Genomic DNA, 21,391 nt, shown 5'->3' on the forward strand with positions numbered 1-21,391 from the left:
AGACGCTAGGACCGCCACCCCTCATCGGTCCAAGACATGATGCGGCTCGATTCGATAGCCGGAGGCTATCGTCCCGTATCGTGGAGGGGTGCAGTTCCAGCAGCTCCAGTACTTCGTGGCGGTCGCCGAGACCCGGCACTTCACCCGCGCCGCCGAGCAGGTCCATGTCGCCCAGCCCTCGCTGTCGCAGCAGATCAAGGCGCTGGAACGGGAGTTGGGCGCCGATCTGTTCCTGCGGGCCCGCGGCAACATCACGCTCACCGACGCCGGTGAGGCCCTGCTGCCGCTGGCCCGCCGCATCCTGGCCGACACGGACACGGCCCGGCTGGAGGTGCAGGAGCTGGTGCAGCTGCGCCGGGGCCGGGTCCGGCTGGGTGCGACCCCGAGCCTGTGCACCGGCCTGCTGCCCGATGTGCTGCGGGCCTTCCACGACCGCTACCCCGGCATCCGGCTGCTGATCGAGGAGGGCGGCTCCCACGACCTCGTACGGCAGCTCGCGCGCGGCGCACTCGACCTGGCCCTGGTCGTCCTGCCCCTGCCGACGCCGTCCCCCGCGCTGACCACGGTGGAGCTGCTGCGCGAGGACCTGGTGGTGGTGTCCTCCCCGGACGCGCCCGGCCCCGGCGAGGGGGGGCGCACGATCCGGGTCGCCGATCTCGAGGGAGAGCGGCTCGTGATGTTCCGGCACGGCTACGACCTGCGGGAACTGACCGTGGCCGCGTGCCGCTCCGCCGGGTTCGAGCCGGATTTCGCGGTGGAGGGCGGTGAGATGGACGCGGTGCTGGGGTTCGTCCGGGCGGGGCTGGGGGTGGCCGTGGTCCCGCGCATGGTGGCGACCGGCGCGGGCCGTGGCCTACGGGTCACCCCCTTGGCCCGCCCCGGCCTGCACCGCAGCATCGCGCTGGCCCACCGCAGCGATGTGGCTCCGCCTCGGGCCGCGAGGGAGTTGCAGCGGATGTTGGTGGAGCGGTGAGCGTGCGCTGCCGTTCCCGGTCGCGCTGTTGTCTCGTGATCGCCGTCCGGGACTGCGGACTCGCTGTGGCTGATCGCGCAGTTCCCCGCGCCCCTGAGGGGGCGCCGGCGCGCCCTTAGAGCTCCGAACAAAAGGGGAGTCCGATCAGCTCGCGGCGTCTGGTGCGTGCGATCGCAAGGCGCCGGAAGCTCCTCGATGGGGGTCCCCCCGCTCGAGCGGAGCCGAGAGTGGGGGAGGAGCTACCAGGGGCTTTCGGCAACGCGGCGAGCGTGCGTGCCAGGCGTCGCGAGCCGGGCTCCCCATTTGTTCGGAGCTCTTAGCCCGTCGCGTCCACCAACGCCAGTTCATGGAGGCGTTCCGGTGGGCCCGGGCGGGCGTAGTACCAGCCCTGGGCCGTGTCGCAGCCGAGTATCCGCAGCTGCTCGGCCTGCGCGCCCGTCTCGACGCCCTCGACGGTGACCGCGAGGTCGAGGCTGTGGGCCAGGGAGACGATGCCCTCGACGATCTTCAGGTCGACCGGGTCGGCGGGGAACTGCTGCATGCCCTGGGTGAAGGACCGGTCCAGCTTCAGGACCCGGACCGGCAGCCGCCGCAGATTGGCGAGGTTGGAGTAGCCGGTGCCGAAGTCGTCGAGGGCGATGTCGATGCCCATCTCGGCGAGCCTGCGCAGCGGTTTGAGCAGATCGTCGTCGGCGCCGATCAGGGCGGACTCGGTCACCTCCAGGCACAGGGCGTCGGGTTCGAGGCCGGCCCGCTCCAGGATCTCCACGGTGTCCTGCACCAGCCCGGGATGCGTGAGCTGGCACGGCGACAGGTTCACGTTGACGCGCAGCGGACCCCTGCCGCCGTGCCGTTGCTGCCATTCGCGGGCCTGGCGCACCGACTGCTCCAGCACCCAGCGGCCGAGCGGCACGATCAGGCCGGTGCGCTCGGCGAGCGGGATGAAGCGGTCGGGGCCGAGGACGCCGTGCTGCGGATGCAGCCAGCGGACCAGTGCCTCCGCGCCGCGCACGGTGCCGTCGCCGAGATGGACGAGCGGCTGGTACTCGATGAAGAACTCGCCCCGGTCCAGGGCGGCGGGCAGCGCCGTGGTGAGCCCGTGCCGGGTGATGGCGCGGGCGTCGGCCTCGGCGTCGGCGACCTCGTAGCGGTTGCCGCCCGCCGACTTGGCCCGGTACATCGTGATGTCGGCGCTGCGGAGCACCTCCGCCGGGCCGCGCTCGCCCGCCGGGCCCTCGACGATGCCGATGCTGCCGCGGACGAGGAGTTCCCGGCCGTCGATGCGGACGGGGGTGACCAGCGCGTTCATGATGCGGTCGGCGAGATCGTCGACCTCGCTCTCGGTGTCGGGGCCGGTGGTCAGCGCCACGAACTCGTCGCCGCCGAGCCGGGCGACCATCTCACCGGGGGCGGTCGCGCAGGACTGGAGCCGGTCGGCGATCTCGACGAGCAGCCGGTCGCCGGCCGCGTGGCCGAGGCTGTCGTTGATGGCCTTGAAGCCGTCCAGGTCGAGGTAGCACAGGCCGAACCGCTGGCCGTCGCCGGCCGCGAGGGCCTTCTCCAGGCGCTCGAAGAACAGGGTGCGGTTGGGCAGTCCGGTGAGCGCGTCGTGCGTGGCCTCGTAACGAAGGCGGAGATTGAGCAGGCGGCGCTCGGTGGTGTCCTCCATCAGCGCCAGCTGGTACTGGGGGTTGCCGTCCGCGTCCCGCAGCAGGGAGACCGTCAGATTGGTCCACAGGACCGTTCCGTCGGGGCGGTAGAACGCCTTCTCGGTGTGGTAGTGCTCGCGTTCGGCCCGCACCAGCTCCTCGTAGAGGCGCCACACCTGCGGCGCGTCCTCGGGGTGCGTCCACTCGGTGACGCAACGCGCGAGCCTCGCCTGCTCGGTGACGCCGAACATGCGCAGCAGCGCGCCGTTGACCTGGAGGATGTTGCCGTCGAGGTCGGCGATGCCGATGCCTATCGCGGCGCCCTCGAACACCGCGCGGAAGCGGGCCTCGGTGGCGTGCAGCGCCCGGGCGACGGCGCCCTGCGCCTCCAGGGCCGCGCGGGCGATCGCCTCCTGCTCGGTCAGGGTCCGCTGCCGCAGCGCCTCGGCGTACCCGGCGGCCATCGCCGACTGGAGCCGTGCGGCGCGGGCGCGCAGATCCTCCTGGTGGCCGTCGCCGCCGCAGTAGAGCACCAGATAGGCGTCGACGCAGTCGAGGGCACTGCTGAGGGCCTCGGGTTCGGTGCAGTGCGCCTCGACGAGGGCGGCACCGACGGCCCTGCCCTCCTCGGCGTCGTACGTCCTGGCCCGCAGCGCCTCGCTCAGGCGGCGGGCGAGCGGCAGGAGCAGTTCCTCGAACTCGGGGCGGGTCAGCGACGTGGAGGTGGCGGGGAAGACCGCGCGGCTCCAGATCGTCGCGAACCGGCGCAGTCTGTCCTCCGGCCCGTCCGGTTCCGCGCTCACGCTTTCGTCCCCACGCCGGCGAACCCGGAGAAGGCGTACGGATCCTCGTCCTCGGGAGCCGTGTCGGGCCGCCACTTCGCCATCGGCACCAGTCCGGGTTCCACCATGTCGTACCCCTCGAAGAACCGCGCGATCTCGTCGCGCGAGCGCATGATCAGCGGATTGCGAATGTCCTTGTACACGTCCACCGCGCCCTCGACCCGTTCCCGGGGAAGTGGAATCCCCTCGTAGGAGGCGTGCGAGACGACGAGCACGGAGCCGGGCGCGAGCGCGTCGCGCAACTCGGCCACCGCTCCGTACGGGTCGTCCGTGTCCTCCACGAAGTGCAGTATGGCAACCAGGAGCAGGGCCACTGGCCGGTTCAGGTCGATCAGCCGCTCGACCTGGGGGCTCGTGAGGACGTCCCGGGGCTTGCGCAGATCGGCCGCGACCACATCGGCGTCGTCGGCGCCCTCCAGAACGGCCTGGGTGTGTGCTACGGCGACCGGGTCGTGGTCGACGTAGACGACGCGCGCGCCGGGAGCGGCTTCCCTCGCCACTTCGTGCACATTTCCGAAGGAGGGGATCCCGGATCCGATGTCCAGGAACTGGGTGATCCCCGCTCGCGCCGCGTGGCGCACGGCGCGGCGCATGAAGGCGCGGTTCGCCTGCATGATCTTGGGCAGGCCCGGCACGAACTCCATGGCCCTGCGCGCCGCTTCCCGGTCGACCTCGAAGTTGTGCGAACCGCCCAGGTAGTAGTCGTACATGCGGGCCACGGACGGCATCGAGATGTCGATGCTCCGTGGAGCCCAGGCGGGACGCTCCATATCTGTGACTCCAACGCGTCGGGGGCGGCGTAGGCGATCCGGTGTTCGAGCAGAGGCTACTGATCGTCCGCCAAAGGAGCGAGCAAAAACGGAAATTGACCGTCCGTTCAACGTCGCCGCCGGGGGCACATGCCCAATCGCCGCCCCGACCATGCCTGTTCACTTCCGAGCGCCGCCGGCCGTCCGCGACCGCGCGTACGGGCACGCCAAGCGACCCGCCCCCTCCGATGCGATGCGGAGGGGGCGGGTCCTTGATCGGCCGCGCTGATGTGGTGCGTGGGGAAGGTGATCGTCGTTACTGCGCGCCGATCGGCTCTCCGTCGCCGTTGATGGCGAACCAGGTGCCGCCCACACCCTGGCCCTTGGTGTCACCGGGGGCCTTGTCACCGGCGAAGGTGTAGAGCGGGATGCAGTTGATGGTCTGCTGCTTGATGCCGTCGGGCCGGTCGAAGACCGTGTAGCCCTTGAGCAGGATGCCCTTGGTGTCGTTCTTCTCGACCGGGGCGACGACGGGCCACTTGTCGAGGCAGGCGCCGGTGCACTTGGTCGACATCGGCCACTGCTTGTCCTTGAGGAAGCGGTAGACCGTCATGCCGTTCTTGTCGACGACGACCTCACCGAGCTTGGGGTCGTTGCGGGTGGTCAGACCGGCCTGTCCGACCGCCTCGCCACCGGCGTCGCCCGCGGCGCCAGCACCGCCGCCGCCCTTGGTGGAGGCCTTCTTGCCGTTGGGGGCGGAGGCGAACCAGGTGCCCTTGAGGCCCTGGCCCTTGATGTCACCGGCCTTGGTGTCCTTGGCGAAGTAGTACATCGGCCAGCCGGCGACGGTCAGCTGCTTGCTGCCATCGGGGCGGGTGATCTCGCCGAGCAGCGCCTGGTCGACACCTTCGGCGGCGGTGGCGCCCGCGGCCGGGACCGGCGGCCAGGTGGTGGCGCACTCGCCCTCACAGGTCGTCTTCGGCGGCTCGAAGGAGTCCTTGTCGAAGCGGTACAGGGTGCGACCGGCGCTGTCGGTGAGGACCTTGCCGTACTCGTCGCTGTTCCACACGGTCAGCTGGCCCGCGGACGCCGCCGTGGTCGACTGGGCCTGGTCCGACGTGTCGGTCCCGGCCGCACCGGCCCCTGCGGTTCCGGCCGCCCCGGCGATGGTGCCGGCGCCGAGCGTGGGGGTGGAAGCGGCACCCACGTTCTGCGAGGACGTGGAGCCCTGTTCCTGACCGCACGCCGTCGTCAGCGCCAGCACAGCCGCAGCTGAGGCTACGAGTGCGGCGCTCCGCCAGGAGGTGTTCATTCCAACTCCCCGTCAATCTTTGGGTGTTGCAGCGCCCTACTGCGCCGCTCGCTGGCCCTAGGTACGGGCGGGGGTGGTCGAAGTGTTCAACGGAACGCAGATTTCTTTCGAAACTCCGCGCAGACACCCCCGGCGCGGCCTGCGAAAGCATCGAAATGACGGTCAGCGACCGACCGCCCCGGTCAAACCTTCGTGGCCCGTTTTTCCCTCCTTTGGAGCAATCTGTAGATGCTCCCGCGTACGCGGGCGCGCGGCACACGGATGATCTCCGACGTGCAAGGACCCCCGCGGACCCGTTCCGCTCTCGCCCTACGGCTGTCGGCCCTGCTCGCACTGACCTGGCTTCTCACCGGAGCGCCGAGCGGCACGGCGGTCGCCGACGCCTGCGCGTACGTCGCGACCGGCCCGGGCGGCGGCGCCGTCGCCGTGGCGGTCGCGGGCACCGGCCCCTGCGAGCCGGCTCCGGCGACCACCCCCTCCCCGACGCCCACCCCGACACCCTGGTGCCCACCGACTCCGACGCCCACCCCGACGCCCCCACCGCAGCCGATGCCGCCGAAGGCCCGGCCCGACCCGAGCCGCGATCCGGCGCCCACCCCGCGGCCCACACCCCCGCCTGCGCCCCGGCCGGAGCCTCCGCCACCACCGCCGCCGGTCACCAAGGCGCCCCGGCCCGCGCCCCCTCCGCCCCCGGCCCCCGCGCCGAAGCCGCCGCCGAGCCCCACGCCCGAGGTCTCGCCGAGCCCGGTGCGCTACCCGCCCTACAAGGCGACGGCCCGCCCGCGGACCAAGCGTTCGGGGCCGTCCCTCGTCTCCCTCGCCCTGCTCATCACCGCGCCCGCGGTGTTCGCCGTCGCCGCGCTGCGCCCGCGCTGACCCCAGGAGGAACCTCTTGTCGGAATGGCTTGTTCTCACCCTCGCGATGGGGGCGGCGTGTCTCGTCGTCCTCATCGTGGCCGTCGTACGGCATCACGCCGCACCGGCGGACGAGGACCCGTCCGAGACCCCGGACGTGATCGAGTACATCACCATGATGATCGGCGTGGTGTACGCGATCGTCCTGGGTCTGGCCATCGCCGGTGTCTGGGAGGCCCGCAGCGTCGCCCAGGACCATGTGCAGGCGGAGGCGCAGGCGCTGCACGAGATCGACGAGCGGGTGCGGGTGTACCCGGCCGGGGTGCGCGACCGGATCCGGGACGACATCGACGCGTATGTCGGCCATGTGGTGTCCACCGAGTGGAAGTCGATGTCGACGAAGGGCGAGATGACCGAGCGGGGCGACGAGCTGCTCGACACCGTCCGCCGGGACGTCACCGACTACGAGCCGGCGAGCGACTTCGAGGCGCAGGCGTACCAGCCGCTGCTCGACCAGATGGCGGCGGCCGACGCGGCACGCAACTCCCGCGCGGACTCCACCGGCGAGACGATGCCGGGGGTGGTGTGGTTCGGGCTGATCGCCGGGGCCGTCGTGACCGTCGGCATGGTCTTCGCCCTGCAGATCCGGCGGACGGCACGCGAGCTGATCCTCGCCGGTCTGTTCTCCGCCCTCATCGCCTTCCTGCTGTTCCTCGTCTGGGACTTCGATTCGCCCTACGGCCGCGGGCTGACCACCACGGCCGAGCCCTTCATGGCCCTCTTCCCCGGCATCAAGACCTGACGGCACACCGGTAGCGGACCCCCGCGGCCGGGGGACGGACACCCCGCGCGCCCGTCCCCCGGCCCCACGGGCGGATGTCGCGCGGCGTCCCCTGGGTGGAGCACACGCTTGCCCCATTCGCGCGACTGCGATCGCGGCCCCCGGCGCGCCTTCCTAGCGTTTCGCTCATCGAGGTGCATGTCAGGCGCAGGCGGAAAAGGTCCGCAGCAGGCTCCTCGGGACCCCGGAGGCTCATCATGCGCGCGATACGCGTCGCTTCGGCCGTTCTGCTGGGCGTGACCGCCCTTACCCTCACCGCTCCCGTCGCGCACGCGGCACCGGCCGGCGACACCACGTCGTTCGGCTTCAGCGTCGCGCCCTCGACCGTCGCACCCGGCGGCGAGGTCACGCTCCGCGTGGACGGCTGCCGTTCCCGGACGACCGTGTCCTCGGCCGTGTTCGACACCGTCACCATCCCGAGGGGACACTCGTCGGCGAGAGCCACCGTCGACTGGGACGCCAGGCATGGAACGGTGTACGAGGTCTCGTTCCAGTGCGGCAACGAGAGCGGCCAGACGGACCTCACCATCGCGGCGCGCCCCAGCCACCACCCCTCGCACGGTGCCCACGCCGGGATCGGCGGCGTCGCCGGCCTGGACCTGGGGGAGATCGGTCTCGGCGCCGTGCTCGTCGCGGGCACCCTGGGCGTCGCGTGGCGCTGGTCCCGCCGCCGCTCCGAGGACGGCAGCCACGTCTGACGGCGCACGAACCTGACGGCGCACGCCGTTCAGCCTTTCGCCCCGGTATCCCGCAGCGGGACCGGGGCGAAAGGCTGAGCGGCGTGCGATCCGTACTCCGAAGGGGGTGAGCGACAGATCCTGTTCCGGGGCCTGTGCCGTGGTGACCTCAGATCTTGCTCTCGGAGCGACGGCGCATCCAGAAGACGCCGCCGCCGATGGCCGCGGCGGCCACCAGCCCGCCGCCGATCGCGATGTCGGTCGGCGTGGCCCCGGTGGAGCTGCTGCCGCCGAGACCGCCGCGGACACCGCCGATGACGGTGAAGACGTCGTTGAACGTCCTGCGCTGGCCCTCGCAGTGGGTGGTGACGCTGTAGGCGCCGGGGTTCGCGTTGGTGTTGACGCGCACCGTCGCCGTGGCGGTCCGCCCGTCGACGGACCTGAGGTTGGTGGTGGGGAACGCGTTCGAGCTGATGGTGCTGTTGGGCGTGGCGCACGCGTCGCCGCCGCTGACGGTGAGGACGAGCTGTCCGCCCCGGGCGATGACCTGGGGGGCGGCCGTGACCGAGGTGGGCTGGTCCCAGGCGGCGGCCGTCGGTGCGGCGAGACCGACCAGGGTGACCGCGACGGCCGAGGCCGCCAGGGCACGAGTAGTACGCATGTGATCCTCCGCGGAAGACGCCCCGGGACCCGTCCCCGGTCGATCGGCGAGAAAGCGCCTCCCGAATAGACCCTCAGATGCCGTGCAAGGGGCCGCATTTCGAGGCTGGTCCGTCCTGGTGAGCGGACACGCCGTGATAATTCCGCGTCGCCGGATATCGCCGCAGGTCACGGACCGTCAGAAAATTCCTGTGGGCGGCGACTCGGATGGCCGAGGGCCCCGGCTCGCCGCCACCCGTTCGTACCTGACCCGTCGCCGTCCGGATGCGGCACGCTTAGCGTTTCCCTATGCGCGACGGACGCGGCGACGGCCGTGTCGAGAGGGGATGGCGAATGGCTTGGTCCCAGCCGGCCGAGGCCGAAGAGGAGGAGCGGCGGAGAAAGCGCGCGCCGTGGGGCGTGATAGCGCTGGTTCTGCTGACCGGTCTCGCTCTCATCCGGAACGGTTCGGGGGAATTCGACGTGGGGCCGCCGCAGCCCGCCCAGGCGGCCGCCGCCGACAGCCGCAGCACCCCCCACGGCACGTTCACCAATGTGCCCGACCCCCTGCCGTACGCCATGGTCGAACGGGTGCGGATCCCCTCGATCCAGGTCGACGCGCCGGTCGTGCCCGTCGGGCTGGACGCCCAGGGCTGGGTCGACGCGCCGCCCGCCGAGGACCCGAACCTCGCCGGCTGGTTCACCGGCGCGCCCTCCCCCGGCGAGAAGGGCACCGCCGTCGTCGTCGGCCATGTCGACAACAACCAGGGCCCCGCCGTGTTCTACGGTCTCGGGGCGCTGAAGAAGGGCAGCCGCGTCGAAGTGCAGCGCGGTGACGCGAAGACAGCGGTGTTCGAGATCTACGGCATCGAGGTCTTCGCGAAGAACAACTTCCCCGGTGACCGCGTCTACGGCAACAGTGGAATTCCCGAGTTGCGGGTCATCACCTGTGGGGGCGGTTTCTCCAAGCAGAACGGCTACGACGGGAACGTCGTCGTGTTCGCCCGCCTGGTCGAGGTTCGCTGAGCGTTCCCCGACCGGGCGGGCGAAGGCCCGGAGCCGATTCGCTTTCCGGCGTTACGCGTATTTCCGCTGCGGCACCGTGATCCGATATCCCGAGTCGAGCAGTTCTGGCAGATAGGTGCGCAGTGCCCGCACGCTCTGCGAGCGGTCGCCGCCCGCGTCGTGGGAGAGCACGACGACACCGGGTGCCGCGCCCTTCTCCACGCGGTCCGCGATGGTGGCCGCCGCCGGGGCCCGCCAGTCGAGGGTGTCCACCGTCCATGCCAGGGGCTCCATGCCGAGTTCGGCGCCGAACTCGAAGGTGGCGCGGTTCCAGGCGCCGTAGGGGGCGCGGAACCACAGCGGGGGTTCGCCGTAGGCCTTCTCGATGATCTCGCTGGTGCGGGACATCTCGGCATGGATCCTGGACCGGGAGAGGCTGGGCAGCATGGGGTGCGACCAGGTGTGGTTGCCGACGGTGTGCCCGTCGGCCGCCATCTCGCGCAGCAGGTCCTTGTGCCGGTCCACCATCTCGCCGCACACGAAGAACATCGCGCGGACGTCGTGCTTGCGGAGGATGCGCAGGACGTCGGGGGTGTAGCGCGGATCCGGCCCGTCGTCGAAGGTCAGCACCATGGTCCGGCCGCGTCCGTCCACCCGCAGGTACGGCCGGCTGCGGACGGTGGCGGGGACGAGGGTGCGGCGCCGGAGCGGCGGGGCGCCGTATCCGGCGATGGGCTGCAACCGGTACGTGGAGGGCTTGAACGCGGGACGGGCGCCGGGACCGGCGGCCGTGGCGGCGCCCCGGGCCGGGCCGGAGCTCCCCTCGCCGGTGAGCAGCGCCGTCGTGCCCGCGACACCGGCCGCTCCGAGCAGGGCGGCACCGCCGAGCAGGAGGCGGCGGCGCGTGAACATCTGATCCTTCGTCATGACTCATGAGTCGACCAACTCTGGAACGGCGCACCACCACGACACCGGAGCGGCGGCATGGAAACACCCGATGGGAGTAGTTTTCGCGCCCCCCGCACGCCCCTCCGTGCACCTCTGCCCACGCCCCCCGCGACGCCTCTCTCCGCGACCGCCCGGCGCACGCCGGTGACAGGGCTCTCGGATAGCCTCACCACCGTGACGGATCAGCAGGCGCACCAGTTCGAACGGGGTACCGACGGGCCGAAGGTCATCCTCGTCGGACTGGACGGCTCCGACTCCTCCCTGCGCGCCGTGGCCTACGCGGCGGGCCTCGCCCGGCGGCAGCGGGCGCTGCTGGCGATCGTGTACGTGCAGCCGGTGATGGCGGCCGGCGCGGCACTCGGGGTGCCGGTGGCCGGGACGACCGACGAGATCGCCGAGAGCCTCGTCGCGCAGATCCGTGAGGCCGCCGAGCAGGTGAAGGGCGTCTTCGAGACCCGCTGGGAGTTCCACACGTTCCGCGGCGACCCGTACAACGGGCTGGTCAGGGCAGCGGACGACCTCAAGGCGGACGCGGTCGTGGTGGGCGCCTCGGAGCAAGCCGGCCACCGCATCATCGGCTCGGTCGCGATCCGCCTGGTGAAGGCGGGCCGCTGGCCGGTGACGGTGGTCCCGTAGCCCCGGCCGAAGCCGGGAGCCACGCGGAGCCGCGTCGAGCGGGCGGAGGCCGTGTGCTTGGGCCGGGGGTTCCGTGTGCCGCGCGGCCCGTTCAGGCGGAGCCCATCTGCCGCGGTGCCCGTGTAGGGCGGCGGAGCCGTGGGGTGGCCGCTGGGGGCCCGCGGCGGGGCTCAGTGAAGCCTCCGGCCCGGGTTGCCGCCCGACGCCCCCACAGGCCCATTCCGGCCCGTCCTGAGCCGGGCACGCGGGCGGGACGCCGGGCGAGCCCCGGGCAGGGCGCCGGGCGGGACGCCGGGCCGGACGCCGGGCAGGACCCCAGGCAGGACCCCGGGCAGGACGCCGGGCCGGACCCCAGGCAGGACCCCAGGCCGGACGCCGCCATCAAGCCGCCGCTCCCCTAGGTCCGGGCTTCGCGGGGCGGGGCCGGGGAGCGGGGCGGAGGTCGGAGGCTGCGCCTCCGACCTGCCGACAGACCGTTCGTCGCACCGTTCGTCGACAGCTTCGACCGCCCGCCGCACACCCGTGACCGGCCCCTGTCCCCGGGGAGCGCCCCGCGTTCCCATACGCCCATGACGGCCGGAACCACGATCACCAACGGGACGACCGCCGAACACGAACTGGCCGAGATCCAGCGTGAACACGGACGCCCTCTCTTCGCCCTGCTGCTGCGGCTCTCCGACGGGGACCGTCATCGCGCCGAGGACCTCGTGCAGGAGACCTTCGTACGCGCCTGGCAGCACCCGGAGGCGCTGCGCGCCCACGACTTCGACTCGGTGCGCCCCTGGCTGCTCACCGTCGGCCGGCGCCTCGCCATAGACGCGCGGCGGGCCCGTCAGGCGCGCCCGGCGGAGGTGGGGGACGCGGTGCTGGAGAACGCCCGAGTGATGGCTGACCACGCCGAGCGGTCCGTCGCCACCCTCGATGTGCGCGAAGCTGTGAAGACACTCACTCCGGAACACCGGGAAGTACTGGTGCAGGTGTATTTCCAGGGGGCGAGTGTGGCGGAAGCCGCCGAAGCCCTGGGGATCCCGCCCGGTACGGTGAAGTCGCGCGCTTACTACGCACTGCGCGCCCTGCGCCGGGTGCTTCCGGGATACGCGGCCGACCTGCGGTGAAACCCATGGCCGAGTCAAACCTCCGTAAAGCGCCTTGCTGAGGACCGCTGTTGAGCAATCAGCTGTCCTCATCCGTGTTCCGGATGGGGCCCTGCCCCCGGGGCCCGGTGTCGGGCGACGCGCACGTACCGGAGGAAGGCAGGAAGGGATGCTGCACAGAGGTCAAGAGAGCACGGACGGCGCCGGCGGCGGCGAACTGACCGTCCCCATGGCGTGGTTCTACGCCGAGTACATCGCCGAGGAGCTGCTGCGGACCGGCGACCTCATGCCGCCGACGTCCTTCGAGTTCCGTGCGGGGCGCGACGCCCTGGCGCTGACCATCTTCCTCGCGGACTCCGGCGGTGAGCTCTCCGGCATCCGGGTCGTCACCCAGCTGGAGACCTGGCTGTCGCTGACGGCGTACGACCAGCCGTGGCAGGACTGGGTGGGCGAGCGCATGGCCCACCTCACCGCCGAGGCGCTGGAGGTGGGCGGCCCCGCGCCGGACCTGGAACTGGCGGCGGCGGCCTGGCGGTGGCTGGAGGAGACCGAGCTGCTCGCGCCCGATCTGGACGCGGTGCCGGGGGGCGGGGCGGTGTTCGGCGAGGACGACGGGCCGAAGGTCTGGACACCGGCCTGGCGGCTCGGCCTGCCGCTCGGCCATCTGGCGATCCATCTCTTCTGAGGACGGATCTTCCGAAGAGGGCTCTTCTGAGGACGGCCGCCTCGCGGACACTCCGGGTGACCGGGGCGTGTCGGTGCGGTGAACTGCCGCTTCAGGCAGCGGCGGGGAAGTTTTCTCGGTCGGCGACCAATCCGCCGAGATCACGGCTCCGAATCTTTTGGTTGGCATTGGTCGCGGGGCTTGAGTGATTCTCGGGTCTGGTCCGTACCGGTGGGGGCAGGAAGCAACCCCCACCGCACACCGGCCCGAGGAATTGCCATGTGGTCCCAGGATCGTCATCACGACGTCGGCGCGTACTCGCTGGGCGTGCTCGACGAGGTGGAGTCCTTCCACTTCGAGGACCATGTCCGCGGCTGCCCCCAGTGCGCGGTACAGGTCACCGAGTTCCGTCCCGCCGCCCGGCAGCTGATGCTGTACCGGAACGCGACACCGCGCGCCGTGCACCCCTTCGCGGCGCCCGGCCCGCAGTTGCTCGGACGGCTGCTCGACGAGGTGGCGGCCCGCCATCGTGCACGTCGCAGGCGCTGGCTGTTCGCGGTCGCCGCCTCCGTGATCATCGCCGTGGGTGGGCCCGCCGTCGCCGTTCTCGCTGGTCCGGGCGCCCCTCCGGACAAGGTCGCGGCCACGGACCCCGAGTCGGGGGTGTGGGCCGAGGTCAAGGCCGAGGACCGGGTCTGGGGCAGCGACATCCAGCTGAAGGTCAAGGAGGCCGACGGCGCCCACGCCTGCCGGCTGGTCGTGATCGGCAAGGACGGGTCGGAGGAGACGGCCGCCAACTGGAAGTCCCCCGAGGACGCGGACGGCCCCTCCGAGATGCAGGGCGGCACCTCGATGCAGCGCGAGGACATCAGCCACTTCGAGGTACGCAGCCAGGAGGGTGAACTCCTGGTCACCCTGAAGGCCCCGGCCTGGCGCTGAGCCGCCCGCCGGGCCCGGCCGCCCGGCCCGCACCTGGTCCGTACCTTCAATGGTTGCGGATCATGGACGGAGCCGAATCGGGGCCGAGTCGGGGACGAGTCAGGCACGATCCTGGACCCGCCTCCGTCGCGCTATTTCAGCAGCCGTGACATCCGCCGGTCGGCGAGCAGCTTGCCCCCGGTCTGACAGGTCGGGCAGTACTGCAGCGACGAATCGCTGAAGGACACCTCGCGGACGGTGTCCCCGCACACCGGGCAGGGTTCACCGGTCCGGCCGTGCACCCGCAGTCCGCTCTTCTTCTCCGCCTTCAGCCTCCCGGCGGCCAGGCCCCGTGAGCGCTCGACGGCCTCCGTGAGCGTGGTGCGCAGCGCCTCGTGGAGCTCGCGGACCTCCTCCGGCTTCAGCGACGAGGCCAGCTTGAACGGCGACATCCTGGCGGCGTGCAGGATCTCGTCGCTGTACGCGTTGCCGACCCCCGCGATCAGACTCTGGTCCCTGAGGGCGCCCTTGATCTGGCGGCGCTCCCCCGCCAGCAGCTCCGCGAGGCGGGCCGCGTCGAAGTCGTCGGCGAGGGGATCCGGGCCGAGCCGGGCGACACCGGGGACGCTCAGCGGATCCCGCACGACGTACACGGCGAGCCGCTTCTGCGTGCCGGCCTCCGTCAGGTCGAAGCCCTCGCCGGTCTCCAGCGCGACGCGCAGCGCGAGCGGGCTCTTGCCACCCGGGCGGGGCGGGCCGTCGGGAAGCCGGTCCCGCCATTGCAGCCAGCCGGCGCGGGCGAGATGGGTCACGAGGTGCAGTTCGCCGCCGTCCGTCTCCACGTCCAGGAACTTCCCGTACCGGCCCACCGCCGTGACCTGGCGCCCCTCCAGGGCGGTGACCGGCGGGTCGTACGTCTTCAGCACGCTGATCGCCACCGGCAGCACGCGGACGACCTCATGGCCGACGAGAGCGCCGACCAGGAAGTCCCGCAGGGCGTCGACCTCGGGCAGTTCCGGCATGCCATCCAGAGTGCCACTGCCTGCGGCGGTTCGCCGGGCGCCCAGTAGCTCGGGGGTACGGGGTTCGTTGGCGGGTGCGGGTTCGTCGTGGTTTCTCGCGCAGTTCCCCGGGCGCGGGGGGCGGTGACACATGCGGTTCCGCCGCGTGGGCGCGAACAACCCCTGCCCACCCGCACCCGCCATGCGAACCCGCACCCCCGAGCTACTGGGCGAACACGAACTCACACCACACGCACTTCCCGCCGCCCCGCGCCTCCACCCCCCACACATCCGTCAGCCGGTCCACCAGCAGCAGCCCCCGCCCCGAGACACCCGACTCCCCCGCCTCCCTACGGCGCGGCAGCGCGCTGGAGGAGTCCTCCACCTCCACCCGCAGTCTCCGTTCCGTACCGGTCAGCGCCCGGAGCGTCACGATCGCGGAGCCCTCCGTGTGCATGAGCGCGTTGGTGATCAGCTCGTCGGCGACGAGTTCGATCTCGTCGGCCCGCTCCCGCGCGCCCCACGTGCGGACGGCCGCCCCGATCATGTGCCGGGCCTCGGTGAGCGCCTCCGGGTCTCCGGGGGCGACATGCTGCTGGAGCCGCCCGCCGGGCTGCTCCGAGCTGCGGCTGCGGCTGCGGCGGCGCAGCAGGAGCAGGGCCACGTCGTCGTCGCCACCGCGTTCCTCCGCCACGTCGATGAGCCGGTCGGCGAGGTCGTCGACGTCGTCGGGGCCGGTGGTGATCAGCTCCTGCAACGTGAGCATGCCGTCGTCGAGGTCGGCGCCGGGCTGTTCGATGAGGCCGTCCGTGCAGAGCAGCAGCGTGTCCCCGGGGTCCAGTTCGATCGTGCTCACGGGGTACTCCAGGCTCCCGAACTCGGCCGACAGCCCGAGCGGCAGGCCGCCGTCGACGGTGACCCGGCGGCAGCCGCCGTCGGGGGCCCGGATGAGGGGGTCGATGTGTCCGGCCCGGACGACCTGGACCACTCCGGTGGACAGGTCGGCTTCCGCGTACAGGCACGTGGCGAAACGGTCGGTGTCGAGTTCATGGAGGAAGGCGGAGGCGCGGGACATCACGGTGGCCGGGGTGTGACCCTCGGTGGCGTACGCCTTGAGGACGATGCGGAGCTGGCCCATGACGGCGGCGGCATGGGTGTCGTGGCCCTGGACGTCGCCGATGACCGCGCCGACGCGGCCGCCGGGCAGGGGGACGAGGTCGTACCAGTCGCCGCCGATGTCCCGGCCGAGGGAGCCGCCGAACGACGCGGCCCGGTAGCGCACGGCGATGTCGGCGCCGGGCACGCTGGGGATGGACCGGGGCAGCATGGCCTGCTGGAGGCCTTCCGCGAGGTCCTTCTCCCCCTCGTAGAACATGGCCCGCTGGAGGCTCTGGGCGATGCTGCTGCCGAGCGCCACGAGGACGTCGCGCTCCTCGCGGGTGAAGCCTCTGCGGTCGTTGTAGAGCAGCCCCATGGCGCCGATGGGCCGGGCCTGCACGATCAGCGGCAGATAGGCGGCCGAGGTGATCTGGAGGTCGGTGATGTGCGGCCAGAGCAGCGGATACGACTCGGCGAACTCCTCCGGTGACTCGATGAAGTGCGGTGCGAGGCTCCGTACGACCTCGTTCATCGGGTACTTCACGTCGAGGCGGGTGATCCGGGTGCCGGGTACGTAGCTGGCCCGGGGGCCGGCGGCGATCATGCGGATGCGGCCGGCCTCGACCAGGCCCATGACGAGGCTGGTCGCGCCGAGGTGGGTGATGCCGTCGGTGTCCTCCAGGACGTCGATCACGTCCTGGACGGTGCGGGCGTGGGCCAGGGCGGCGGTGATGACCTGCACGACGTCGGTGCGTCTGTGACGGGCCTCGTCCAGGGGCGCCTGCTCCGTGCGTGCGCTGATCTCGCGCAGTTCGCGGGTGGCGTCGCGGACGATGCCGATGACCCGGTACGGGCGGCCGGTCTCGTCGCGGCGGATGTAGCCCTGGGTGTGGGTCCAGCGGAGGGTTCCGTCGCGCGTCCGGATGCGGAAGTAGGCGCCGTAGTTCTCGCTGCCGTCCTTGAGGGCCTGGGACACCAGGGTGTCGAGCTTGCGGCCCTCCACCGGGGGGACCCGGACGGCCAGGCTCTCGTGCTTGCCGTCGTACTCGTCGGGGCGCAGGTCGAAGACCTCGAGGGCCGTGGCGTCCATGTGCATCACGCCTGCGTCGAGGTCCCAGTCGAAGCTGCCCATGAGATTGAGCGCCAGGACGGGGTCCGGGTGGGCGAGCCAATCGTCCGGCAGCGGCAGCTCACTCGCTCCCCGATCAACCATGTGGCCACTTTGCCAGGGTTTGCCGGATTATTCGAGTGGGGACGGGCTGTCCTGTTTCAGCCCCCTGGATCCGATCACTAGTGTCGGTACCGCCCCTGTTCCGGCGCGCGACCCAGGAGCGCGAAGCCATGGACTGGTTCACCGCACCCGACTACTGGCTCGGCCGGCTGCTCTTCCAGCGCTCCCTCGCCGTGATCTACCTGGTGGCCTTTCTGGGGGCGGCCCTGCAGTTCCGGGCGCTGCTCGGGGAGCGGGGGATGCTGCCGATCCCCCGTTTCGTCGCGCGCATGCCGTGGCGGCGGTCACCGAGCGTGTTCCACCTCCACTACTCGGACCGGTTCTTCGCCGCGTGGGCGTGGGCGGGCTGCGCGGTGTCGGCGGCGCTCGTCGCCGGGGTCGACTCGCTGTTGCCCCTGTGGGGCGGCATGCTGCTGTGGCTGGTGCCGTGGGTGATGTACCTGTCGATCGTGAACGTCGGCCAGACCTGGTACTCGTTCGGCTGGGAGTCGCTGCTCCTGGAGGTCGGCTTCCTCGCGGTGTTCCTGGGCAACGACGAGGTGGCGCCGCCGATCGTCGTGCTGTTCCTGCTGCGCTGGGTGCTGTTCCGGGTGGAGTTCGGCGCGGGCCTGATCAAGCTGCGTGGCGACGAGTGCTGGCGGAAGCTGACCTGTCTCTACCACCACCACGAGACGCAGCCGATGCCCGGCCCGCTGAGCTGGTTCTTCCACCATCTGCCGAAGCCGCTCCACCGGGTCGAGGTGGCCGCCAACCACGTCACCCAGCTGGTCGTCCCGTTCCTGCTGTTCACCCCGCAGCCGGTGGCGACGGCCGCCGCCTCGCTGATGATCCTGACCCAGCTGTGGCTGGTGCTGTCCGGCAACTTCAGCTGGCTGAACTGGATCACCATCGTGCTGGCCCTGTCGGCGGTCGACCTCGGCACCGGCGCGCCCGACGCCCCCGGCGCACCCCTGTGGTACGAGATCGTCGTCCTGGCCATGACCGCGCTGGTCCTCTGGCTCAGCTACCACCCGGTGCGCAACATGATCTCCCCCCGCCAGGTGATGAACCGCTCCTTCGACCCACTGCACCTGGTCAACACCTACGGGGCCTTCGGCAGTGTCAGCCGCGTGCGGTACGAGGTGATCGTGGAGGGGACGGCGGACGAGGTGCCGCGCGAGGACGCGGGCTGGCTGGAGTACGAGTTCCGGGGCAAGCCGGGTGACCCCCGGCGCTGGCCCCGCCAGTACGCCCCGTACCACCTGCGGCTGGACTGGCTGATGTGGTTCGCGGCGCTCTCCCCGGCGTACGCGCATCCCTGGTTCGGCGGTCTGGTGGAGCGCCTCCTGGAGAACGACCGCGACACCCTGCGGCTGCTGCGCCGGTCCCCCTTCCCCGCCGACGCCCCGCCGCGCTTCGTCCGCGCCCGCCTCTTCCGCTACCGCTACACGACATGGCGGGAGCTGCGGGCGACGGGCGCCTGCTGGGAGCGGACGTACGTACGGGAGTTCATGCCCCCGACACGGCTGGCCGTGCCGACGCTCCGGGACCGGTAGGGCCGGTCACGGCCGCGACCTCGTTCTCCGTCTGCCCGCGTCCGTTGCCGGGTCAGAGGCTGCTCTGCGGGATCCCTGGTCATGGCTCTCGACGTGGCGCCGCCCCAAGAGGCACAGTGCTCCCACCTACACCAGATCGACAGGGAGCCCCCGTGACCAGCTGGGTCGGCCGGACCGCCGCCGAGATCGCCGCCGCCGTACAGGAGAAGCGGGTGACGCCGCGCGAGGTGGTGGCGGAGCATCTCGCGCGGATCGCGTCGCTGGACGGGCGGATCGGCGCGTTCCGTACCGTCCGGGCGGAGGCCGCCCTGGCCGAGGCGGACGAGGTCGCGGCCCGCGCCGGCCTGGGCGGACTGCCACTGGCCGGGGTCCCGGTGGCGGTCAAGGACAACCTCGCCGTGCGGGGCGAGGCCACACGCAACGGGTCGGCGGCGACACCGGACCGCCCGGCCGCCGAGGACCATGTGACGGTGGCCCGGCTGCGCGCGGCGGGCGCGGTGGTCGTGGGCCTGACGAACGTACCCGAGCTGTGTGTCTTCGGCACGACCGACGGGGTGCACGGCACCGCCCGCAATCCCTGGGACCTCACCCGCACCACCGGTGGCTCGTCCGGTGGGAGCGCGGCGGCGGTCGCCGCGGGCCTGGTGCCGATCGCGCTGGGCAACGACGGGATGGGTTCGCTGCGTATACCGGCCGCCAACTGCGGGCTCATAGGGCTGAAGCCGGGCTTCGGTGTCGTCCCGGCGGACATCGGACACGGCGACTGGTTCGGCATGTCGGAGAACGGCCCGCTCGCGACGACCGTCGAGGACGCCCGGCTGATGTTCCGGGTCCTCGCGGGCACAGGCCCCGACGAACCGGCCCCTTCCTCCTCGCCCCGCGGCATCGCCCTCTCCGTGCGCAGCCCCCTGCTCGGGGTGACCGTGACCCGCCCGTACGTCGACGCCGCGCGCCGGGCGGCGGAGGCGCTGGCCGGGGCGGGCCACCGGGTGCGGCGCGCCGATCCGCCGTATCCGATCTGGCTGGGTACGACGTCGCTGGCGCACTGGACGGCGGGCACGGCGGTGGACGCCGAGGACCTCGACCCGGCGCTGCTGACCCGGCGGACCCGGGTGCATGCCGCGGTGGGGCGCCGCTTCCTGAAGGGCGTCCGGGCGGGCGACCGGCGGGAGCAACTGCGCCGGCGGATGGAGCCGTTCTTCGCCGAGCACGAGGTGCTGCTCACACCGGCGCTCGCCCGGCGCGGGCCGGCCGCCGCGCCCTGGCACGAGCGGGGGTGGCTGCGCAATCTGCTGGTGAACACGAACTATTCGCCGCTCACCCCGCCGTGGAATCTGACGGGTTGGCCCGCGATGTCGGTGCCGTTCGGCACCCTGCCGTCGGGCGCCCCCTGCGCCGTGCAGCTGGTGGGCCGCCCCGGCTCCGAGCTCGAACTCCTCGCCGTGGCGGAGCAGTTGCAGGAGCTGCACCCGTGGCGGCGGACGGCCCCGCTCGACTAGGGCGACGGGGGCCTGGGGTGCCCTCGGCCTACGCGGGGCCTTGAGGGCCCGGTGCGGAGGTCGAGCTGGAGGGCGCGACGGATGGCCGGATCCCTAGAGGGCCCGGTACATGATGTGCAGCCCCACCCTGCCGTCCCGAGGGTGTTCGAAGGCGTCGGGGACGGTGCCCAGGACGGTGAAGCCGAGGGAGGTCCACAGTCGGACGGCCGGGTTGGTCTCGACGACGGCGTTGAAGACCATTCCCCGGTAGCCGTCGGCCTTGGCCGCGGCCAGGACGTGCTCGGCGAGCGCGCGACCGATGCCACGGCCGCCGTGCTCGGGGTCGACCATGAAGCCGGCGTTGGCGATGCGGGCGGCGGGACCACCGTAGTTGGGTGCGAGGAAGGCCGAGCCGACGACCGCCCCGGTGCCGTCCTCGATGACGAACACACGCTTGGCGGGGGCCATCCAGAGGGCGCGGGCGGCTTCCTCGGAGGTGTCCGGGTCCCAGGTGTAGGTCTCGCCGGCGGCGACTACGCGGTGCCAGAACGGCCAGATCCGCGGCCAGTCCTCGGCGGTGGCTTCTCTGATCTGCATGGGCGTGAGTCTGGCACGCCCATGCAGACGGCGATCGCGAGGGCGCTGAGGGGGTCAGTCCACGCTGGGCAGGATGTGGGGCTCGGCGAGGTCGTCCTCGTAGCCCGCGAGCCGGATGGGGGCGGACCTGGCCCACACGTCGAGGCTGCCGAGTTCCTTCTTCGTCCGGCCGGCGCCTTCCGTGCGTTCCTTGGGGCGCTGATCGCGATTCGTCTTCTCTGGTGTCACCGCGCACTCCTTATGTGTCGGGTCACCCTCGGGACGTCGGCCCAGCCTGCCGCTGCTCGCCTGACATCCGCTCGGGTCTGAGTCGAGGTCAGTTCGGACGCGGTGGCGCCGGATTCATTTGGGTGAGAGCAGACCGTGGTGACCGGCTTGTCCCGGGACGGACCGTGGGTGTGGGTGGAACCCATATAAGGCTGTCCGTCCGATACAGAGTAACCAAATGAGCGGGTGCCTGCTCGATGGGGCTGAAAACACGAGGTAACTGTCTCGAGTCATTCCGCGTTCAGCGGGCCACCGTTCGGCTATTCGCCCTATTTCATTACGTTTTGCCACCACCCGATCGGCCTAGTTCCTGAACTCCGCGCTCCACCGGGGCTCCAGCGGATCGCTGTCTTCGGCACGCAGTTCAGGTCCCGTTGGCCGA

General features: G+C 71.7%; 20 protein-coding genes. 11 read left to right on the forward strand and 9 right to left on the reverse strand.

All coding sequences use genetic code 11. The features are described from left to right. Positions 1-88: 88 nt before the first annotated feature. Entirely contained in the window at positions 89-973 is an 885-nt protein-coding gene (locus M8J73_RS37630; protein ID WP_249829629.1) for a LysR family transcriptional regulator, read from the forward strand. Between the two features lie 316 nt (positions 974-1,289). Here the strand turns inward: M8J73_RS37630 and M8J73_RS37635 are convergent, their stop codons facing one another. From M8J73_RS37635 to M8J73_RS37645, 3 genes are all read right to left on the reverse strand, one after another. Beyond that, positions 1,290-3,425 carry a putative bifunctional diguanylate cyclase/phosphodiesterase gene (locus M8J73_RS37635; protein WP_249829630.1) on the reverse strand — a complete coding sequence of 712 codons (2,136 nt, stop codon included), beginning with the start codon at positions 3,423-3,425 and terminating at the stop codon, positions 1,290-1,292. Then, positions 3,422-4,234, reverse strand: coding sequence for an SAM-dependent methyltransferase (locus M8J73_RS37640; protein WP_055543218.1), 813 nt, complete (start codon positions 4,232-4,234; stop codon positions 3,422-3,424). Before M8J73_RS37640 ends, M8J73_RS37635 begins: the two co-directional genes overlap by 4 nt. Positions 4,235-4,529: 295 nt before the next feature. After that, the gene (locus M8J73_RS37645; RefSeq protein ID WP_055543219.1) at positions 4,530-5,525 is read right to left on the reverse strand and encodes an SCO0930 family lipoprotein; all 996 of its coding nucleotides are present in this window, start codon (positions 5,523-5,525) and stop codon (positions 4,530-4,532) included. Positions 5,526-5,798: 273 nt separating this feature from the next. Here M8J73_RS37645 and M8J73_RS37650 point away from each other — a divergent pair, with 273 nt between their 5' ends. The 3 genes from M8J73_RS37650 (at position 5,799) to M8J73_RS37660 (ending at position 7,919) form a co-directional block, all read left to right on the forward strand. Beyond that, positions 5,799-6,401 (forward strand): hypothetical protein, encoded by a 603-nt coding sequence (locus M8J73_RS37650; RefSeq protein ID WP_249829631.1) that lies wholly within the window; start codon positions 5,799-5,801, stop codon positions 6,399-6,401. 16 nt (positions 6,402-6,417) lie between these two features. Then, on the forward strand, positions 6,418-7,182 hold the full coding sequence (locus M8J73_RS37655) for a bestrophin-like domain (RefSeq protein WP_079055178.1): 765 nt from the start codon (positions 6,418-6,420) through the stop codon (positions 7,180-7,182). 236 nt (positions 7,183-7,418) lie between these two features. Next, on the forward strand, positions 7,419-7,919 hold the full coding sequence (locus tag M8J73_RS37660) for a hypothetical protein (RefSeq protein WP_055542075.1): 501 nt from the start codon (positions 7,419-7,421) through the stop codon (positions 7,917-7,919). Between the two features lie 148 nt (positions 7,920-8,067). On the opposite strand, the gene M8J73_RS37665 is transcribed toward M8J73_RS37660, so the two are convergent. Continuing rightward, positions 8,068-8,559, reverse strand: coding sequence for a GVDTG sorting domain-containing protein (locus tag M8J73_RS37665; protein ID WP_055542076.1), 492 nt, complete (start codon positions 8,557-8,559; stop codon positions 8,068-8,070). A gap of 332 nt (positions 8,560-8,891) precedes the next feature. On the opposite strand from M8J73_RS37665, the gene M8J73_RS37670 reads away from it, so the two are divergent. Beyond that, positions 8,892-9,563, forward strand: a complete 672-nt coding sequence (locus M8J73_RS37670) for a class F sortase (protein WP_055542077.1) — start codon at positions 8,892-8,894, stop codon at positions 9,561-9,563. A 51-nt stretch (positions 9,564-9,614) separates the two neighbouring features. Here M8J73_RS37670 and M8J73_RS37675 read toward each other — a convergent pair whose 3' ends face one another. After that, positions 9,615-10,469, reverse strand: coding sequence for a polysaccharide deacetylase family protein (locus M8J73_RS37675; protein WP_249829632.1), 855 nt, complete (start codon positions 10,467-10,469; stop codon positions 9,615-9,617). Between the two features lie 195 nt (positions 10,470-10,664). Here M8J73_RS37675 and M8J73_RS37680 point away from each other — a divergent pair, with 195 nt between their 5' ends. The 4 genes from M8J73_RS37680 (at position 10,665) to M8J73_RS37695 (ending at position 13,823) form a co-directional block, all read left to right on the forward strand. Continuing rightward, on the forward strand, positions 10,665-11,126 hold the full coding sequence (locus M8J73_RS37680; protein ID WP_249829633.1) for a universal stress protein: 462 nt from the start codon (positions 10,665-10,667) through the stop codon (positions 11,124-11,126). A 569-nt stretch (positions 11,127-11,695) separates the two neighbouring features. Next, complete coding sequence (locus M8J73_RS37685) at positions 11,696-12,241, forward strand: sigma-70 family RNA polymerase sigma factor (protein WP_249829634.1); 546 nt, start codon at positions 11,696-11,698, stop codon at positions 12,239-12,241. Positions 12,242-12,389: 148 nt separating this feature from the next. Next, positions 12,390-12,905, forward strand: a complete 516-nt coding sequence (locus tag M8J73_RS37690; RefSeq protein WP_055540947.1) for a hypothetical protein — start codon at positions 12,390-12,392, stop codon at positions 12,903-12,905. A 258-nt stretch (positions 12,906-13,163) separates the two neighbouring features. After that, a complete protein-coding gene (locus M8J73_RS37695) occupies positions 13,164-13,823 on the forward strand; it encodes a hypothetical protein (protein WP_055540948.1) in 660 nt (219 codons plus the stop codon). A 131-nt stretch (positions 13,824-13,954) separates the two neighbouring features. Here M8J73_RS37695 and M8J73_RS37700 read toward each other — a convergent pair whose 3' ends face one another. Continuing rightward, the gene (locus tag M8J73_RS37700) at positions 13,955-14,824 is read right to left on the reverse strand and encodes an Fpg/Nei family DNA glycosylase (RefSeq protein WP_055540949.1); all 870 of its coding nucleotides are present in this window, start codon (positions 14,822-14,824) and stop codon (positions 13,955-13,957) included. A gap of 202 nt (positions 14,825-15,026) precedes the next feature. Continuing rightward, positions 15,027-17,114, reverse strand: coding sequence for a SpoIIE family protein phosphatase (locus tag M8J73_RS37705; RefSeq protein ID WP_249829635.1), 2,088 nt, complete (start codon positions 17,112-17,114; stop codon positions 15,027-15,029). A 128-nt stretch (positions 17,115-17,242) separates the two neighbouring features. Here M8J73_RS37705 and M8J73_RS37710 point away from each other — a divergent pair, with 128 nt between their 5' ends. Next, positions 17,243-18,667 (forward strand): lipase maturation factor family protein, encoded by a 1,425-nt coding sequence (locus M8J73_RS37710; protein ID WP_055540715.1) that lies wholly within the window; start codon positions 17,243-17,245, stop codon positions 18,665-18,667. A 152-nt stretch (positions 18,668-18,819) separates the two neighbouring features. Continuing rightward, positions 18,820-20,166, forward strand: coding sequence for an amidase (locus tag M8J73_RS37715; RefSeq protein ID WP_055540714.1), 1,347 nt, complete (start codon positions 18,820-18,822; stop codon positions 20,164-20,166). Between the two features lie 93 nt (positions 20,167-20,259). Here M8J73_RS37715 and M8J73_RS37720 read toward each other — a convergent pair whose 3' ends face one another. Then, entirely contained in the window at positions 20,260-20,742 is a 483-nt protein-coding gene (locus tag M8J73_RS37720; RefSeq protein WP_055540713.1) for a GNAT family N-acetyltransferase, read from the reverse strand. Positions 20,743-20,796: 54 nt separating this feature from the next. Continuing rightward, the gene (locus tag M8J73_RS37725; protein WP_167738834.1) at positions 20,797-20,970 is read right to left on the reverse strand and encodes a hypothetical protein; all 174 of its coding nucleotides are present in this window, start codon (positions 20,968-20,970) and stop codon (positions 20,797-20,799) included. Between the last annotated feature and the right edge of the window lie 421 nt (positions 20,971-21,391).

Source organism: Streptomyces neyagawaensis (genome assembly GCF_023516595.1).
Classification (GTDB): domain Bacteria; phylum Actinomycetota; class Actinomycetes; order Streptomycetales; family Streptomycetaceae; genus Streptomyces; species Streptomyces neyagawaensis.

Excerpts from the sequence above, each read along its gene's own strand:
- M8J73_RS37640 (WP_055543218.1), bottom strand. The coding sequence starts at position 4,234 with ATGGAGCGTCCCGCCTGGGCTCCACGGAGCATCGACATCTCGATGCCG.
- M8J73_RS37645 (WP_055543219.1), bottom strand. The coding sequence starts at position 5,525 with ATGAACACCTCCTGGCGGAGCGCCGCACTCGTAGCCTCAGCTGCGGCT.
- M8J73_RS37660 (WP_055542075.1), top strand. The coding sequence starts at position 7,419 with ATGCGCGCGATACGCGTCGCTTCGGCCGTTCTGCTGGGCGTGACCGCC.
- M8J73_RS37665 (WP_055542076.1), bottom strand. The coding sequence starts at position 8,559 with ATGCGTACTACTCGTGCCCTGGCGGCCTCGGCCGTCGCGGTCACCCTG.
- M8J73_RS37670 (WP_055542077.1), top strand. The coding sequence starts at position 8,892 with ATGGCTTGGTCCCAGCCGGCCGAGGCCGAAGAGGAGGAGCGGCGGAGA.
- M8J73_RS37675 (WP_249829632.1), bottom strand. The coding sequence starts at position 10,469 with ATGACGAAGGATCAGATGTTCACGCGCCGCCGCCTCCTGCTCGGCGGT.
- M8J73_RS37685 (WP_249829634.1), top strand. The coding sequence starts at position 11,696 with ATGACGGCCGGAACCACGATCACCAACGGGACGACCGCCGAACACGAA.
- M8J73_RS37690 (WP_055540947.1), top strand. The coding sequence starts at position 12,390 with ATGCTGCACAGAGGTCAAGAGAGCACGGACGGCGCCGGCGGCGGCGAA.
- M8J73_RS37695 (WP_055540948.1), top strand. The coding sequence starts at position 13,164 with ATGTGGTCCCAGGATCGTCATCACGACGTCGGCGCGTACTCGCTGGGC.
- M8J73_RS37700 (WP_055540949.1), bottom strand. The coding sequence starts at position 14,824 with ATGCCGGAACTGCCCGAGGTCGACGCCCTGCGGGACTTCCTGGTCGGC.
- M8J73_RS37705 (WP_249829635.1), bottom strand. The coding sequence starts at position 17,114 with ATGGTTGATCGGGGAGCGAGTGAGCTGCCGCTGCCGGACGATTGGCTC.
- M8J73_RS37710 (WP_055540715.1), top strand. The coding sequence starts at position 17,243 with ATGGACTGGTTCACCGCACCCGACTACTGGCTCGGCCGGCTGCTCTTC.
- M8J73_RS37720 (WP_055540713.1), bottom strand. The coding sequence starts at position 20,742 with ATGCAGATCAGAGAAGCCACCGCCGAGGACTGGCCGCGGATCTGGCCG.